Annotated in this window: 12 protein-coding genes, 2 rRNA genes and 1 pseudogene; all 15 read left to right on the top strand. The window is 63.0% G+C overall.

The features are described from left to right. Nucleotides 1-197: 197 nt before the first annotated feature. The 15 genes and pseudogenes from CU_RS05545 (at nt 198) to CU_RS05475 (ending at nt 16,406) form a co-directional block, all read left to right on the top strand. A 23S ribosomal RNA gene (locus CU_RS05545) occupies nt 198-3,275 on the top strand. A gap of 155 nt (nt 3,276-3,430) precedes the next feature. After that, nucleotides 3,431-3,547 (top strand): 5S ribosomal RNA (gene rrf, locus CU_RS05540). Between the two features lie 165 nt (nt 3,548-3,712). Next, nucleotides 3,713-4,861, top strand: coding sequence for a tetratricopeptide repeat protein (locus CU_RS05535; protein ID WP_012360348.1), 1,149 nt, complete (start codon nt 3,713-3,715; stop codon nt 4,859-4,861). A 2-nt stretch (nt 4,862-4,863) separates the two neighbouring features. After that, a complete protein-coding gene (locus CU_RS05530) occupies nt 4,864-5,889 on the top strand; it encodes an HAD-IIA family hydrolase (protein WP_012360347.1) in 1,026 nt (341 codons plus the stop codon). A gap of 11 nt (nt 5,890-5,900) precedes the next feature. After that, a complete protein-coding gene (locus tag CU_RS05525) occupies nt 5,901-6,119 on the top strand; it encodes a hypothetical protein (RefSeq protein ID WP_231837613.1) in 219 nt (72 codons plus the stop codon). A gap of 105 nt (nt 6,120-6,224) precedes the next feature. Continuing rightward, a pseudogene (locus CU_RS05520) lies at nt 6,225-7,040 on the top strand (TlyA family RNA methyltransferase); the annotation flags it as partial. Then, complete coding sequence (locus tag CU_RS05515; protein ID WP_012360344.1) at nt 7,037-8,002, top strand: NAD kinase; 966 nt, start codon at nt 7,037-7,039, stop codon at nt 8,000-8,002. The pseudogene CU_RS05520 and the gene CU_RS05515, both read left to right, overlap by 4 nt. Nucleotides 8,003-8,061: 59 nt before the next feature. Then, nucleotides 8,062-9,738 (top strand): DNA repair protein RecN, encoded by a 1,677-nt coding sequence (gene recN / locus CU_RS05510; protein WP_012360343.1) that lies wholly within the window; start codon nt 8,062-8,064, stop codon nt 9,736-9,738. A 44-nt stretch (nt 9,739-9,782) separates the two neighbouring features. Beyond that, the gene (steA, locus tag CU_RS05505; RefSeq protein WP_012360342.1) at nt 9,783-10,973 is read left to right on the top strand and encodes a putative cytokinetic ring protein SteA; all 1,191 of its coding nucleotides are present in this window, start codon (nt 9,783-9,785) and stop codon (nt 10,971-10,973) included. Between the two features lie 10 nt (nt 10,974-10,983). Beyond that, a complete protein-coding gene (locus CU_RS05500) occupies nt 10,984-11,985 on the top strand; it encodes a copper transporter (RefSeq protein ID WP_012360341.1) in 1,002 nt (333 codons plus the stop codon). 15 nt (nt 11,986-12,000) lie between these two features. Beyond that, on the top strand, nt 12,001-12,912 hold the full coding sequence (gene xerD, locus CU_RS05495) for a site-specific tyrosine recombinase XerD (protein ID WP_012360340.1): 912 nt from the start codon (nt 12,001-12,003) through the stop codon (nt 12,910-12,912). Nucleotides 12,913-13,161: 249 nt separating this feature from the next. After that, a complete protein-coding gene (locus CU_RS05490; protein ID WP_173362353.1) occupies nt 13,162-13,980 on the top strand; it encodes a ParA family protein in 819 nt (272 codons plus the stop codon). 46 nt (nt 13,981-14,026) lie between these two features. Then, complete coding sequence (locus CU_RS05485; RefSeq protein WP_012360338.1) at nt 14,027-14,833, top strand: segregation and condensation protein A; 807 nt, start codon at nt 14,027-14,029, stop codon at nt 14,831-14,833. A gap of 50 nt (nt 14,834-14,883) precedes the next feature. Beyond that, entirely contained in the window at nt 14,884-15,480 is a 597-nt protein-coding gene (scpB, locus tag CU_RS05480; RefSeq protein WP_012360337.1) for an SMC-Scp complex subunit ScpB, read from the top strand. Between the two features lie 77 nt (nt 15,481-15,557). After that, nucleotides 15,558-16,406, top strand: a complete 849-nt coding sequence (locus CU_RS05475) for a pseudouridine synthase (RefSeq protein ID WP_231837786.1) — start codon at nt 15,558-15,560, stop codon at nt 16,404-16,406. Nucleotides 16,407-16,412 lie beyond the last annotated feature (6 nt).

The following is a 16,412-nucleotide window of genomic DNA, read 5'->3' as shown; positions in this document are numbered from 1 at the left end:
GTGTCTGGAATGGCATGTGTTGTTGTTCCTGTTGGGATGCTGTCCTGTGTGACTGACCGTGGTGGTTGGTTGTGTGGGTGGTGTTCGTGTTGTTTGAGAACTGTATAGTGGACGCGAGTATCTAATTTCTTGTGATTTTGTTGTTCACCTGATGCGCACCGTTTGTGGTGTGTGTTTGTGTGTGTCTTAGTGTTTGATTTGTTACTTTTAAGGGCGCACGGTGGATGCCTTGGCACAATGAGCCGATGAAGGACGTGTAAGGCCACGATAGGCCTCGGGGAGTTGCCAATAGAGCGTTGATCCGAGGGTGTCCGAATGGGGAAACCTGGCCACGGTTATGTGTGGTCGCCCATCACTGAATGCATAGGTGGTGTGGTGGTAACGCGGGGAAGTGAAACATCTCAGTACCCGCAGGAGAAGAAAATAATAATGATTCTGCTAGTAGCGGCGAGCGAACGTGGATGATGGCTAAACCATATGCGTGTGATACCTGGCAGGGGTTGCGTGTGTGGGGTTGTGGGATTTTGTTGTGGGCTGCTGCCATGGCCCGCGTGTGTGTTGTGTGTTAGCGGAAGTGGTTTGGAATGGCCTGCCGTAGACGGTGAGAGTCCGGTACGTGAAAGCATGCAATGTGTGCGTTGACAATTTTTCCCGAGTAGCAGCGGGCTCGTGGAATCTGCTGTGAATCTGCCGGGACCACTCGGTAAGCCTGAATACTTGTTGTGACCGATAGTGTATTGAGTACCGTGAGGGAATGGTGAAAAGTACCCCGTGAGGGGAGTGAAATAGTACCTGAAACCGTGTGCTTACAATCCGTCAGAGCCCTTTTTGTGGGGTGATGGCGTGCCTTTTGCAGAATGAGCCTGCGAGTCAGCGGCATGTCGCGAGGTTAACCCTGGTGGGGTAGCCGTAGCGAAAGCGAATACTAACTAGTGTGTTTTGAGTGGCATGTCCTGGACCCGAAGCGGAGTGATCTACCCATGACCAGTGTGAAGCGATGGTAAGACGTCGTGGAGGCGCGAACCCACTTAGGTTGAAAACTGAGGGGATGAGTTGTGGGTAGGGGTGAAAGGCCAATCAAACTTCGTGATAGCTGGTTCTCCCCGAAATGCATTTAGGTGCAGCGTCGTGTGTTTCTTCATGGAGGTAGAGCTACTGGTTGGTTTAGCGGGACTACTATCTTAGCGACATCAGCCAAACTCCGAATACTGTGAAGTGAGAGCGCGGCAGTGAGACAGCGGGGGATAAGCTTCGTTGTCGAGAGGGAAACAGCCCAGATCGCCGGTTAAGGCCCCTAAGAGTGTACTAAGTGGAAAAGGATGTGGGATCGCTTAGACAGCCAGGAGGTTGGCTTAGAAGCAGCCATCCTTGAAAGAGTGCGTAATAGCTCACTGGTCGAGTGGTTTTGCGCCGACAATGTAGTGGGGCTCAAGTACACCGCCGAAGCCGCGGAACTCAACATTGTGTGTTGGGTTGGTAGGGGAGCGTCGTGTGATCCGTTGAAGGTGCGGGGTAACCCAGTGCTGGAGGTTATGCGAGTGAGAATGCAGGCATGAGTAGCGAATGATGAGTGGGAAACTCATCCGCCGGATGACTAAGGGTTCCTGGGTCAAGTTAATCTTCCCAGGGTGAGTCGGGGCCTAAGGCGAGGCCGACAGGCGTAGTCGATGGTTAACGGGTTGATATTCCCGTACCCGTATGTGTGCGACCAATGGTGAAGCAGTGATACTAACCGCCCTGAACGATGCTTCATGCACTTTGTGTGTGTTGTGTTGGGATGCGTGGGACCTGATCTGTTGTAGTCAAGCGATGGGGTGACGCAGGAAGGTAGCCGAGCCACTGATTGGATTGTGGTGTAAGCGTGTGGCCCGCTGTATTGGTAAATCCGTACAGCTTTTGGGTGAGGCGTGATGCGTACCCGTTTGTGGGGATGTTGGTGATCCTATGCTGTCGAGAAAAGCCTCTAGTGAGTGCATGTATGGCCCGTACCGTAAACCGACACAGGTGGTCAGGTAGAGAATACTAAGGCGATCGGGTGAACTGTGGTTAAGGAATTCGGCAAAATGCCCCCGTAACTTCGGGAGAAGGGGGGCCACTGCTGGTGAACGACGTGTTGAGCTGGTGGTGGTCGCAGAGAGTAGAGGGAAGCGACTGTTTACTAAAAACACAGGTCCGTGCGAAGACGGTTAAGTCGATGTATACGGACTGACGCCTGCCCGGTGCTGGAAGGTTAAGAGGACCCGTTAGCAACATTTTTTGTTGCGAAGCGGAGAATTTAAGCCCCAGTAAACGGCGGTGGTAACTATAACCATCCTAAGGTAGCGAAATTCCTTGTCGGGTAAGTTCCGACCTGCACGAATGGCGTAACGACTTCTCTGCTGTCTCAACCACAGGCCCGGCGAAATTGCAGTACGAGTAAAGATGCTCGTTACGCGCGGCAGGACGAAAAGACCCCGGGACCTTCACTATAGCTTGGTATTGGTGTTCGGTTCGGTTTGTGTAGGATAGGTGGGAGACTGTGAAGCGCTCACGCTAGTGGGTGTGGAGTCGTTGTTGAAATACCACTCTGATCGTATTGAATATCTTAACCTCGGCCCATGATCTGGGTTAGGGACAGTGCCTGGTGGGTAGTTTAACTGGGGCGGTTGCCTCCTAAAGTGTAACGGAGGCGCCCAAAGGTTCCCTCAGCCTGGTTGGTAATCAGGTGTTGAGTGTAAGTGCACAAGGGAGCTTGACTGTGAGACTGACAGGTCGAGCAGGGACGAAAGTCGGGACTAGTGATCCGGCACCTACTTGTGGAAGTGGTGTCGCTCAACGGATAAAAGGTACCCCGGGGATAACAGGCTGATCTTCCCCAAGAGTCCATATCGACGGGATGGTTTGGCACCTCGATGTCGGCTCGTCGCATCCTGGGGCTGGAGTCGGTCCCAAGGGTTGGGCTGTTCGCCCATTAAAGCGGCACGCGAGCTGGGTTTAGAACGTCGTGAGACAGTTCGGTCTCTATCCGCCGCGCGCGTTGAAACTTGAGAAAGGCTGACCCTAGTACGAGAGGACCGGGTTGGACATACCTCTGGTGCGCCAGTTGTCACGCCCGTGGCATGGCTGGTTGGCTACGTATGGGAGGGATAACCGCTGAAAGCATCTAAGCGGGAAGCCTGTTTCGAGATGAGGTTTCTTTTGAGGTTCCCTAGAGATGATGGGGTTGATAGGCCAGATCTGGAAGCACTGTGAGGTGTGGAGGTGACTGGTACTAATTGGCCGACGTGTAACAAACCACACAATTGCCTTTTGGGTTGGTTGTGTGAAGCGCACACAATGTGAACTTCTATGAGGATGAAGTGCTCGCGTCTGTTATGCAGTGTCTGGAATGACACGGCACACCACACGCCTGTTGTGGGTGTGGTTGGGTGTGTGTTATTCTGTTGTGTTTGTCGGTGGTTTTTGCGGTGGGGTCACGCCCGGTCCCTTTCCGAACCCGGAAGCTAAGCCTACCTGCGCTGATGGTACTGCACCTGGGAGGGTGTGGGAGAGTAAGACGCCGCCGGCATTAAACTTTCATAGTGGTGGTGCGACGTGTTGTTGGTTGTTCCCGTTTTGTACGGGTGATGATCGACAGCCCGTCGCACCACCACTTTTTTTATTGCCTAAAAACCCCGTCCACCCGGGGTGATATCGTGTGAGCAGTCCACAGAGTCTGTGAAAGAAGGGTTCAATGTCGGAATACCAAAGCCGCGGCGATCGAGGTCACCGTCCCCGCAACCAGCGAGACGGAAACTTCAAGCCCCGCAGGCACCGTAACTCCGACGACAACCGTCGCGGAAATAACCGTGACCGTGACTTTGACCGCGGGGAACGCCGCGGAGGTAACCGTTACCGCGACCGCGATGATCGGCGAGACAACCGCTACCGGGACCGCGATGACCGTCGCGACGGCCGGTATAACGACCGTGATGGCGACCAGCCACGCGGCCCTCGGGGCGGTGGCCGTCCGTACGGTGGGGGCAAGAAGTTCGACCGGGATCGTCGCAAGGGTGGCGACCGGCGGGGTGGGAACTTCAGGAACCGTGGTGGCCAGGCCAACCGAGCACGTCAGTCCGGGCCCCAGCGCTCTGGCTACCGCGAGGAGCGCATCAACGCCCGCATGAAAGAGCCCCGCATTCCGGAGGGTGTGGATCCCAAGGACCTCGATCCACAGGTGCGCCAGGAGCTGCGCAGCCTGTCTCGCGATAACGCAGACATGGTCGCCAAGCACCTCATCATGGCCGCCACCCTTCTGGACGAGAACACCGAAAAGGCCCTCGAACACGCGCGTGCCGCCAAGGACCGTGCTGGCCGCGTGGCAGTAGCCCGCGAAACCAACGGCATCGCTGCCTACCACGCTGGAGAGTGGAAGGAAGCCATCTCTGAGCTGCGCGCTGCTCGTCGCATGCAGGGTGGCCCAGGTCTGATTGCCGTCCTTGCCGACGCTGAGCGCGCGCTCGGACGACCGGAGAAGACGCTGGGAGTGGCCGGCGAGTACCGTCCCGAGGAGCTCGACCCGGAGACCCGCGTTGAGCTCGCCATGGTGGTGGCCGGTGCTTACCAGGACCTTGACCGTTACGAGGAGGCCATCGTCGCCCTCGAGGAGGAACTCGACGCTGCCGACGCTCCAGACGTCACCAAGCTGCGCGTGACCTACGCGTACGCCGATGCACTCGCACGGGCCGGTCGCACGGCCGATGCCATCCAGTGGTTTACCAAGGCCAACGAACTCGATACTGAAGAGGTGCTCGACGCCGAGAAGCGCATCGCGGAGCTCAATGAGGGTACCGGCGAGAGCAATGGCAACGATGCTGGCGCGGAGAGCAGCGAGGAGAAGTAGCCATGCTTGAGCTGCTCAGCCGCTACGACACCCTCCTGCTCGACCTCGACGGCACCGTTTTCGCCGGGGATAAACTGATCCCCGGCGCGGTCGAGGGCATTGCTGACCGGGGCAGGGTCTTCGTGACTAATAACGCCTCGCGCAGTCCTGAGGAGGTCGTGGAACACCTGGGCAGCCTCGGCATTAGTGCAATCCCCTCCGAGGTCCTGACCTCCGCGCAGGCCGCAGCAACGCTGGCAGCCGAAACAATGGCGCAGGAACGCCCCGGTGCAGGCCCGCTGAAGGCGCTCGTCGTGGGCAGCCAGAGCCTCCGCGATCTCACCCAGGAGGCAGGGTTCGAACTCACGGACTCCGCCGACGACTCGCCCGACGTGGTGCTGCAGGGCCACAGCCCGGAGAACAACTGGGCTCGGCTTTCCGAGGCCACGCTCGCGATCACCCGCGGCGCTCGCTACATCGCCAGCAACCTGGATACGACGCTGCCCTCGTCCCGCGGCTTCCTGGTCGGTAACGGGTCTATGGTGGCCGCTGTCGTCAGCGCCACCGGGGTGCGGCCCTTGAGCGCAGGCAAGCCGCAGCCCGCGATGTTCCACGTTGCAGCACGCAAGGCGGGGGCTAGTGCGCCACTGGTCGTCGGCGATCGTCTGGACACTGACATCGCTGGTGGACGCGCCGCCGAGATGGACACCCTGATGGTGCTCACCGGGGTCTCCACCCATTGGGACGTGATCCACACCGAGCACCGGCCGACCCACATCCGCGCCAATCTCAGCGAGGAGCTCGGCGGTTGGACGGCCGAGGTCACCGAGCCGCACACGGTCACCGTCACCGCCGGCGAAAACCCCGCCGACGGACAGGGAACAGACACTAGCTTCGCCACCCCCGAGCAGCTCACCGCTGCGGCAGCGCTCGCGGCAGCCGCCCCGCTCGCCTGGGAGCTGCTGGACGCCGGGACCACCCGAGATCAGCTTCGGATTATCGGAAACGATCCACTGGCCGCCGACGCCATCGCAGCATGGCGGGACTAAACTACAGCACTATGCAGCACCCCCAGCCCACACGAGGATCGGCACCGACACCAGGCAGCCACATGCCCGCCCAGGCGGGCGGGCCGACCCCGAACTCGCCGGAGGCACAGGCCGATCACCTCGCCGAGAATATCGACGAGCTGCTCAGCCAGCGGCTGGAGGGCACCGAGGAAGCCGAGATGCTGGAGCAAGCCCACAGCCTGATCAGCAAGGCTCTCGGGCAGGGCTAAACCCCCGATGTCGGCGTCCTAAAAAGGACGCGGAAAACAACCAGCACCGTCGAACCCAGCAGCGGAAGAAGAAGGAAAGCACACAGGTGGCGAAAAAAAGGTCAGCGGCTTCAACGCCTCGATGCAGAACTCGTGCGCCGCAAGATCGCACGCTCCCGCGAACAGGCGCAGAAGATGATCAAGGAAGGCCGCGTGCAGGTCAACGGCATGCTCGCCCAGAAGCCCGCGACCGGCGTGAATGCCGAGGTCTCGATCCGGGTCGCGGAGTCTGAGGAGGATCACTGGGCCTCCCGCGGGGCGCATAAGCTCCTCGGCGCACTGGCCGCCTTCGAACCGCAGGGGCTGAGCCTGGAAGGCAAACGCGTCCTCGACGCCGGCGCCTCGACCGGTGGTTTTACGGACGTCGCCCTCGACCGCGGTGCTAGCGAAGTGCTCGCGGTGGACGTCGGTTACGGGCAGCTGATCTGGCGGCTGCAGAACGACCCCCGCGTCACCGTGATGGACCGCACCAACGTCCGCACGCTGACCCCGGAAGCGATCGGTGGCCCCGCGGACGTCATGGTCGGGGACCTCTCCTTCATCTCCATCAAGCTGGTCCTCCCCGCCATCGCCGAGTGCATGGCCGAGGGTGCGGATCTGTTGCCGATGGTCAAGCCACAGTTCGAGGTGGGCAAGAACCGGCTGGGCCCCGGCGGGGTCGTGCGCTCCCCGGAGCTGCGCGCGGAGGTGACCCTCGACGTGGCGCGGGAGGCTTTGAAGTATGGTCTATCAACGAAGGCCGTCGTTGCCTCTCCGCTTCCCGGACCTAGCGGGAACGTGGAGTATTTCCTCTGGCTTTCCAAAGATGGGGGAAAGCAGGCGCCAACGATGGATACACTTGAGGCCATGGTGTCCACGGCGGTGAAGGAGGGACCACAGTGACGGCTGCCAACGAGGCCCCCAAGCAGGAGGCCGAGAACCAGTCGCCTGGTGAGGAGAAGCAGCGCGAGGTGCTGCTCGTCGCCCACACCGGGGTGCATGAGAACCTGGGCATGGCCGCCGAAGCGGCATCCCAACTCCACGAGGGCGGAATCAACGTCCGCGTGATGGCAACCGCCGATCCAGCTCCCGTGGCCCGGCACGAGATCCTGGGGCGCTTCCCACGTTTCGGACACACCCGCGAGGCCGCGCAGGGGGTCGAGATGGTGCTCGTCCTTGGCGGCGACGGCACCTTCCTGCGCGCAGCCGATATCGCGCACTCCGCGGATGTGCCCGTGCTGGGCATCAACATGGGCCACATTGGCTTCCTCGCGGAGTGGGAGCAGGAGTCCCTCGCCGAGGCCATCGAGCGCGTCATCGCGCACGATTACCGCGTGGAAGACCGCATGACCCTGTCGATTACCGTCCGCGATATGGACGGCCGCGTGCTCGGCACCGGCTGGGCGCTCAACGAGTGCTCGGTGGAGAACCTGAACCGCCAGGGCGTGCTCGACTCGATCCTCGAGGTCGACGAACGCCCGGTGTCTTCCTTCGGCTGTGACGGTGTCCTGGTATCGACGCCGACTGGCTCCACCGCTTATGCGTTCTCCGCCGGTGGCCCGGTGCTGTGGCCCGAGCTGGACGCCATCCTGGTCGTCCCGTCCAACGCCCACACGCTGTTCTCCCGCCCGCTGGTCGTGTCCCCGAATTCCTCCGTCGCCGTGGAGACGAACCCGGAGACCTCGCCGGCTACCGCGGTGATGGATGGCTTCCGTCAGATTCACATGCCGCCAGGGGCGCGCGTGGAGATCCGCCGCGGCCCGCAGTCTGTGCGCTGGGTGCGCCTGGATCAGGCGCCGTTCACGGACCGCCTGGTGCACAAGTTCCGCCTGCCGATCACCGGTTGGCGCGGCCCACGCCACTAGTAGTTCACTCACCCCGACGACCGGGAGTCCCCAAAACCTCAAGAAGCGACTTTTCTGGAATGCTCCACGACCTACACATCACCAACCTCGGTGTGATCGAAGAAGCCACCGCCGAGTTCGCCAGCGGACTGACTGTCGTCACCGGTGAAACGGGTGCCGGCAAAACGATGGTGGTCAGCAGCCTGCGTTTGCTCTCGGGGCACCGGGCGGATGCCTCGAAGGTGCGAGCTGGTTCGGAGCGTGCCAGCGTGGAGGGGGTCTTTTCCCACGATGACCCGGCAGTTCAGGAACGCGTCGAGGAGATCGTCTCTGAGTTCGGGGGCTACTCTGACGAGGGGGAGTACATCGCCTCCCGGACGGTGTCCGCGTCCGGGCGTTCCCGGGCGCACCTCGCTGGAAAAACGGTCGCCGCGGGCGTGCTGGGGCAGTTCGCCGCGGAGGTCATCACCATCCATGGGCAGAACGACCAGTTGCAGCTCAAAGATTCCACGAAGCAGCTCGCTGCGATTGATGAATTCGCGGGCCTGACGGGCCAGGCCACCGAGTTCGCCGTGCTGCGACGCGAGTGGCTGGCTGCGGCGAAGGAGCTGGAAACCCGCACGAAGGATCGCCGGGAGCTGGCCCTGGAGGCCGAGACCCTGCAACGCGCCCTGGAGGTCATCGACGAGATCGACCCGGAGCCGGGCGAGGACGAGTTCCTCAAGTCCCGGATCTCTCGCCTGCAGGACGCCAGCGACGTCCGTTCCGCCCTGCAGCGCGCCATCTCCTTCATCGATGGCGGCGAGGAGCTGGGCGAGGGGGAGTTGTCCAGCGGAGCCAATGATCTGCTCGGCCAGGCGCAGTCCGAGCTGCAGGGCGGCGACGCGAAGTTGGCGGAGCTTGCCGAGCGCATCGGGGAGGTCAACTCCCTGCTCTCGGATATTGCACTGGACCTGGGCCAAGAGCTGGTGGATATTCCCGATCCCGAAGAGCTGGAGGAGCTGCTGGAGCGCCAGCAGGAACTCCGCCAGCTGCGCCGTTTCGCGGTGGACGTGGATGGTGCGATCGCCTGGCGAGACGAGGCTCGCGAGAAGCTCGCCACGCTCGATGTCTCCGACGATGCGCTGGCGGAGCTCGCCAAGCAGGTCGCGGAGAAGGAGGCGGCGATGCTCAAGGTCGGCCGTAAGCTCTCCGCCGCGCGTGAAAAAGCAGCCAAGGAGTTCGGCAAGGCGGTCACCGAGGAGATCTCGGGGCTGCACATGCACGCCAGCGTCGAGGTGGACCTCAAGCGGGTGGACCCGAACCCACAGGGCCTCGACGAGTGCGAGTTCCAGTTGGTCCAGGGCGGGCACCGCACCGCGCTGGGCTCCAGCGCGTCCGGTGGTGAGCTTTCCCGCATCATGCTCGCCATCGAGGTGATCCTGGCCAGTAGCGGGCGCACGATGGTCTTCGACGAGGTTGACGCGGGCGTGGGCGGGAAGGCCGCGGTGGAGATCGGGCGCCGCCTGGCTGCGCTTGCCCGCGAGAACCAGGTGATCGTGGTGACGCACCTGCCGCAGGTCGCTGCCTTCGCGGATGCTCATATCTACGTGGATAAGACCGCCAGCTCCACGACCGTCTCCTCGAGCGTGCGCACACTGAGCGAGGAGGAGCGGGTGGCGGAGCTCGCCCGCATGCTCGCGGGCCTGGAGTCCGATACGGGCCGGGCCCACGCCGAGGAGCTCATGGCGATGGCTGTGGAGGCGAAGAAGCACTAAAACATCGGCGCGCCTAACCGAGAATCCAGCGGTTAAGCAGCAAAATGGTACGCATGATGTTTTCCCGATCAGAAAAACCTGGCATTACCGGGGCTACCCGGAACCTCACCGGCCCCAAAGCTTGGTCTAAGACGAAGATCTCCGAGGGGGATATCGTCGTCATTTCTGCTCCGGATATTAACCGCGCCACCGCGCAGCGTTTCATCGACGCCGGCGTGGCCGGGGTGGTCAATACCGCCCAGTTCACCACTGGTCAGGTGCCAAACTTTGGTCCGCAGATGTTGCTCGACGCAGGCATCGAGCTCGTGGAGAATGTGGATCCGGAGATCACCGAGAAGGTCAAGAACGGTAAGAAGGGCCGCCTGGAGGGCGGGCACCTCTACTACGGCGATCGTTCCCTCGGCAGCGGCGCGATCCTCGATCTGGACGCCTCGATGCAGCGCTTCGATGACGCCCGCTCGGCCCTCGGCGATCACCTCGACGCCCTGGCTGGCAATACCGCGGAGCTCGCCCGCTCCGAGTCCCCACTGCTGATCGACGGCCTGGGCATCCCGGACGTCGACGTGGACATGGTGGACCGCAAGGTCATGGTGATCAGCCCGCTGCCGGATTTGAAGGACCAGCTGCGCGACCTGCGCTTCTTCCTGCGCGAGTACGACCCGATCATCGTCGCGATCGAGTCCGCCGCTGACGAACTGCTGGAGCTGGGCTACCGCCCGGCCGTCATCGTCGGTAACCCGGAAAACATCGGTTCCGAATCGCTGCGTTCCGGCGCGACCGTCGTCCTTCCCGCGGAGGCGGACGGCTACGCGCAGGGCCTGGAGCGTATCCAGGATCTCGGCGTCGGCGCGATGACCTTCCCGGCGGCGACGAAGAACCCGACCGACCTGGCGCTGCTGCTGGCCGACTACCACGGCGCGTCGATGGTGGTTCACCTCGGCGAGAAGTGGGACCTGGATCGCGTCTTTTCTGAGACGGAATCTGAGGACACCCCGTCCGCTCTGCTATCCCGCCTGCGCGTTGGTCCGAAGTTCGTGGACGCCAGCTCCATCGCCGAGCTTTACCGCGTCTCGAAGTCCGGCTCCGGGTGGCTGTGGGCGCTGATCGGCGTGCTGGCCGCGATCTTGGTGATCATCCTCATCGCCGGCTTCTCTGGCGATGCTGGGTTCGTGGATAACCTGATCGATTCGTGGAATAACCTGGCACTCAGCGTGCAGGGCCTGTTTAAGAACTAGGGAGTCGCTCGTGAGTAAGTCTGGAACGATTGCCGGCCTCGGCTTCGGCATTGCCCTTGGCGTACTGGGCGGGGTTTACGTGCTGGCCCCGAACGTTCCGGGGGCTGCCGGTGGTGCGGGGACGAGCGCCCAGGAGCTCACCGCTGCCCGCGAGGACGCCGACGCCGCGGATCGTGATGCCCAGGCTTCGGATGACGTCGTCGCTGGGCTGGCTGCGAAGGCTGTTGCCGGTGAGCTGGAGGGGAAGACGGTCGCGCTGATCTCTTTCCCGGACGCCGACCGCGAGACCGTTGATCGACTGCGCTGGCTGGTGGACAAGGCGGGGGCGGAGGTCACCCCACTGCCGGTGACCGAGGAGATGCTGAACCCGGAGAAGGGCGACAAGCTGAAGTCCGTGGCGGCCAACAGCCTGCCCGCGGGCGCCCAGCTCAGCGAGGAGGTGCTAAGCCCGGGCATGCACACCGGCCAACTGCTGGGTGCTGCGCTGAGCTCGACGCTGCCGAAGGCTGAGAAGTCCGCGGAGGGCGAGCAGAACCGCGATCGCGGTGAGGGTCGCGAGGGTGCTAGCGAGGGCAACCGCGGCGGGGGAACCGCCAGCGCCTCGGACCGGGCCGTCGTCTTCGGTGCACTGGAGAAAAACGGGGTGCTGAAGAAGCCCGCAGACCTTGGCGACGAGGGCGTGGACCTGGCCCTGATCGTGACCAACAAGGGCGTGACCGCCGATGAGTCGGGTTACGGCGCGCAGTTCATCGCTGATTTCGCTGCCGGCCTGGATAGCCAGATGCCGGGCGCGGTGCTGGTGGGCGAGTCCGGCAGTGCGGATAAGAAGGCCGCGCTGGGCATCGTGCGCAACGAGCGGGCTTATGCCGAGAAGCTGTCCACGGTGGACAACGTCCAGCGCAGTGCGGGCCGCATCACTGCGGTGCGAGCGCTGAAGGAACAGGCTGGCGGAGACGCTGGCCACTACGGCGCGGCGACCAACGCCAAGGCCGCCACCGTCGGTAAGAACTAGGCGCAGGCGGCGTCGGTGACGGCGGACGCGCAGGAGGCGAACCTGCAGCACCGGGAACGGTGGCTGCGACACCTCCGACTGGAGCGGAACCTCTCCCGCAACACGCTGGATAGCTACCGTCGGGACACGGACCGTTACCTGGCGTGGCTGGGCGCGCGCAGCGTGACCGAGCTGAATACGGGGGATATCGAGTCCTTCATGGCCTCGCTGGCCAAAGGGGAGGGGCTGGCGGCCTCCACGCGTGCACGAATTCTTGCGGCGGTGCGGAACTTCCACCGCTTCCTGACTGGCGAAGGTGTCACCGAAGGGGACGTCGCGGACGACGTCGCGCGCCCCGGTCAGGCGGCGAGCATCCCGAAGGCGCTCAGCATCGCCGAGGTGACCGCGATCCTGGAATCCTGCCCGAACGACGACGCCGCGTCGCTTATCCAGATCCGCGACCGCGCGTTGCTGGAGATGCTGTACTCCACCGGCGCGCGCGTCAGCGAGCTGCTGGGGCTGGACGTCGACGACGTGGACCCGACCGAGAAGCTCATCATCGTCCGGGGCAAGGGTTCGAAGGAACGGGTCGTCCCGGTGGGGGATCCGGCGCTGGATGCGTTGCAGCACTACCTGGTGCGGGTCCGTCCGGCATTCAACAAGAAGGGTTCGGCGGCGCTGTTTCTCAACCGCAATGGCGGGCGGATGGGGCGTCAGTCGGCGTTCAACATGGTCTCGTCGGTCAGTGAGAAGGCCGGGGTCGCTGGGGTGAGTCCGCACAGCTTCCGGCACTCTTTTGCCACGCACCTCTTGGAGGGCGGGGCGGACATCCGCGTGGTGCAGGAACTGCTCGGCCACAGCAATGTGGTGACCACCCAGATCTATACGAAGGTGAGCCCGGACCACCTTCGGGAGGCATGGTCGGAGAGCCACCCGCGCTCGAACTAGAGACCTTTCAAGGCTTAAGCCTTGCCTAGTATCAACCTTGGCTTTGAACTCAACTGACCTGGCCGAAAAGCCTGCGAAAAATGGGGTGGAGGGAATTGCACCGGCGTAATCTACGCGTAATCTATGTGTAGTGGGAGCGCCAACCGCGCTCTAAAATGACCGTTAGACAAGGGAGAGGGCTTGACAGTGCAGAGCTCCGACGCGCTTTTCGATAAGCCCGAGCAAGAACTCGGGCTCACGGGGCGCCCCATGCGCCCGCTGCCAGACCCGGAGCCGCTGTCCTCTCATGGGCCTGCGACCATCATCGCCATGTGTAATCAGAAGGGTGGGGTCGGCAAGACCACCTCGACGATCAACATGGGTGCTGCACTCGCGGAGTTCGGTCGTAAAGTTCTCCTCGTCGACCTCGACCCGCAGGGCGCGCTGTCTGCCGGCCTGGGGATCAGCCACGAGGAGCTGGACGTCACCGTCCACAACCTCCTCGTCGACAATTCCTCCTCCATTTTCGACGCCATCCTGCCCAGCGGTGTCGAGAACCTCGACCTGGTTCCTGCGAACATCGACCTCTCCGCTGCGGAGATCCAGCTCGTCAACGAGGTCGGCCGCGAGCAGGCGCTTGCGCGAGCCCTGCGCCCGGTGATGAAGGACTACGACTTCATCATCATCGACTGCCAGCCTTCGCTCGGCCTGCTCACCGTCAACGCGCTCTCCTGTGCAGACTCCGTGATGATCCCGGTGGAGTCCGAGTACTTCTCCCTGCGCGGCCTTGCGCTGCTGATGGACACGGTCGAGAAGGTGCGTGACCGCCTTAACTTCAAGCTCGAAGTCCTGGGCATCCTGGTGACCATGTTCGATCGCCGCACCCTGCATGCCCGCGAGGTCATGGAGCGCCTCGTTGAGGCATTCGGGGACAAGGTCTTCGACTCGGTCATCACCCGCACCGTCCGCTTCCCGGAGACCTCTGTGGCCGGCGAGCCGATCAGCACGTGGGCCCCGAAGTCCTCCGGTGCGATCCAGTACCGCAACCTCGCGGCGGAGGTCATCCAGCGGGTCGCCGAGCAGCACTAGGCCACGCCCCGCGCTGGTCAGCGTGGTGGCAGAAAAGTAGGTTCGCGTGACAGATTCCCAGCAACCGGAGCTCACGGGGTTCCGGGTCGCGCTCGCGAACTTCGACGGCCCCTTCGACCTGCTGCTCCAGCTGATTCACTCGCACAAGCTGGATATCACGGAGATCGCGCTGGCCGAGGTCACCGACGAGTTCATCGCCTATACCCGGGGTCTGTCTCAGTCCGCTGAGGACCTGGATGAGGTCACGGAGTTCCTGCTCGTTGCTTCCACGTTGCTGGATTTGAAGGCCGCCCGTCTGGTTCCTCGCGGCGAGGTCGACGACGAGGCCGACCTGGAGCTGCTGGAGTCCCGCGACCTTCTGTTCGCCCGCCTGCTGCAGTACAAGGCCTATAAGCAAGTCGCGGATCTCTTCGCTGAGTGGCAGCGGGGTGCGGCTCGCAGCTATCCGGTGGCGCTCTCTCTGGAGGACCGCTACGCCAATCTGCTGCCACCGGTGGAGATTAAGCACACGAAGGAGAGCTTCGCGGAGCTGGCCGCCCATGTCTTCCGGCCCCGTCCGGAGGGGGTGCAGACCGGCCACGTCCACGCGCCTGCGGTCTCGGTGCCGAAGCAGGCCGGCAAGATCCTCAACACGCTGAAGATCGCGGGGGAGAATAAGTGGGTGAACTTTGACTCGCTGATTAGCGACGCGGAGGAATCCATCGTGGTGGTGGGCCGTTTCCTCGCTCTGCTGGAGTTGTACAAGGCCCGCGCCATTGGGGTGGAACAGCCCACGCCGCTGGAGGAAATGCTGGTGGCCTGGACCGGCCTGGACGTGGATCCGCAGGTTGTCGCAGCGTCGAACTGGGATTAGCCCCAGCACCACATTCCCCCTGATGAACCTGAGAAGGAGAGCCCTGGACCATGAGTGAAGAACACCTGCACCTGCCCGCGGTGTCCCAGCTGCGTAGCCGGGTGGAATCCCTGCTGCTGGTCTCCGACGAGCCCGTGGCTGCCGAGGAGCTCGCCGAGGCCTGCAGTGTGGATAGCTCCCAGGTGGAGGACGTGCTGCGCCAGATCGCTGAGGAGTTCGACGCCCGTGGTTCCGGTTTCGACCTGCGGGAGCGCGAGGGGCTGTGGCGCCTATACACCCGGCCCGAGAACTCGGATGTGGTGGAGGCGAAGATCCTTCAAGGCACCCAACAGCGCCTGTCTCGGGCTGCCTTGGAGACCCTGGCCGTGGTGGCTTATCGACAGCCGGTGACCCGCTCCCAGGTCGCGGCGGTGCGCGGGGTGAACTGCGATGGCGTGATGCGGACGTTGGCGCTGCGCGGGCTGATCCGACAGGTTGAGGTGGCAGCCGAGGGGGAGGAAGAAACCGCAGCCGCAGGACCGGGTGGCGCCCACCTCTACGAGACCACCGATCTGCTGCTGGAGCAGCTGGGCATCGAATCGCTGGACGAGCTGCCGGACTTGGCCCCGCTGCTGCCGGATGTGGAATCGATCGAATCCGATTACTGATCTAGACTGGGCTGCGTACCTCAAAGACTTTGAGCAAATAAGGACATAATTTGAATACACCCGCTCGCCGAGATGGCATACCGGAAAAGAACGCTGCGAAGCCCGGCGGCGCCGAGACCTTCGTCCCGAAGGCCAAGCCGGCCCGCCACCAGCACGTCACAAAGTCAGAGCAGAAGGCCGCCCCAGCTGCGGAAGACAAGGTCCGCCTGCAGAAGGTCCTGGCAGCCGCCGGCGTGGCCAGCCGCCGCATGAGCGAGAAGCTCATCGCCGCGGGCCGCGTCGAGGTCAACGGCAAGGTCGTGGACCGGATGGGCGTGCGCATCGACCCGAATAAGGACGTCGTCCGCGTCGACGGGGTGCGCGTCCAGGTCAACGACGAGATGCACTACTACATCTTCAACAAGCCGCGCGGCGTCCAGTCCACGATGAGCGACGACATGGGCCGTCCGTCGGTGGGCAACTTCATCGACGAGCGCCTCAAGCAGGGCCAGGGCCTGTTCCACGTCGGCCGCCTGGACGCCCAGACCGAGGGCCTGCTGCTGCTCACCAACGACGGTGAGCTCGCCAACCGCCTCATGCACCCCAGCTACGAGGTCTCCAAGACCTACATGGCCACCGTGCTGGGCGAGGCGAAGAAGGGCCTGGTCCACGAGCTGAAGAAGGGCATCGAGCTGGACGACGGCATCGCGAAGGCCGATGACGTCCAGATCGTGGACGTTTGGCAGGGCAAGTCCCTGATCAAACTGGAGCTGCACGAGGGCCGCAAGCACATCGTGCGCCGCCTGCTGAAGGCCGCGGGCTTCCCGGTCCAGGCGCTGGTGCGCACCAAGATTCACACGGTGCAGCTCGGCGACCAGAAGCCGGGGAGCGTGCGCGCGCTCAACCGTTCGGAACTGACCAGCCTGTACAAGGCCGTGGGCCTGTAAGCCGGG

Origin of the sequence: Corynebacterium urealyticum DSM 7109 (assembly GCF_000069945.1) — a bacterium.
GTDB lineage: Bacteria > Actinomycetota > Actinomycetes > Mycobacteriales > Mycobacteriaceae > Corynebacterium > Corynebacterium urealyticum.
Note: the sequence above shows the minus strand (reverse complement) of the source record. Positions and strands in the feature narration are given on the sequence as shown.

Excerpts from the sequence above, each read along its gene's own strand:
- CU_RS05535 (WP_012360348.1), top strand. The coding sequence starts at position 3,713 with ATGTCGGAATACCAAAGCCGCGGCGATCGAGGTCACCGTCCCCGCAAC.
- CU_RS05530 (WP_012360347.1), top strand. The coding sequence starts at position 4,864 with ATGCTTGAGCTGCTCAGCCGCTACGACACCCTCCTGCTCGACCTCGAC.
- CU_RS05525 (WP_231837613.1), top strand. The coding sequence starts at position 5,901 with ATGCAGCACCCCCAGCCCACACGAGGATCGGCACCGACACCAGGCAGC.
- recN (WP_012360343.1), top strand. The coding sequence starts at position 8,062 with ATGCTCCACGACCTACACATCACCAACCTCGGTGTGATCGAAGAAGCC.
- steA (WP_012360342.1), top strand. The coding sequence starts at position 9,783 with ATGGTACGCATGATGTTTTCCCGATCAGAAAAACCTGGCATTACCGGG.
- CU_RS05490 (WP_173362353.1), top strand. The coding sequence starts at position 13,162 with ATGCGCCCGCTGCCAGACCCGGAGCCGCTGTCCTCTCATGGGCCTGCG.
- scpB (WP_012360337.1), top strand. The coding sequence starts at position 14,884 with ATGAGTGAAGAACACCTGCACCTGCCCGCGGTGTCCCAGCTGCGTAGC.